General features: G+C 66.2%; 1 protein-coding gene. It reads left to right on the forward strand.

The features are described from left to right. A partial coding sequence (locus MUW49_RS19600) for a transposase (protein ID WP_210538956.1) occupies positions 1–293 on the forward strand: 293 nt, incomplete at both ends.

The following is a 293-nucleotide window of genomic DNA, read 5'->3' on the forward strand; positions in this document are numbered from 1 at the left end:
GGCCTATGGCCGTGGTCAGGAGGCGGCCAAGCGGCTGCTGGGCGCCGAGTTTGACGGGGTGCTGGTGACCGACCAGTACGCCGGCTACCGGTTTATCGACGCCGACCAGCGGCAACTGTGCTGGGCCCACGTGGCCCGCAATCTCGTGGCCATCGCCGAGAGTAGCGAGCAGTGCAACCAGCCCATCGGTGCCCGGTTGGTCTTGCTGGCGGATGCGGTGTTTCGTACCCGGCACCGTTGGGAAAGCGGTGCGTTGAGCAAGCAGAAATACCTGCGCAGGCTCGCGCGTTACC

This window comes from Aeromonas sp. LsrichE-8G (assembly GCF_022869435.1).
In the GTDB taxonomy this organism is placed as follows: Bacteria; Pseudomonadota; Gammaproteobacteria; order Enterobacterales; family Aeromonadaceae; genus Aeromonas; species Aeromonas caviae.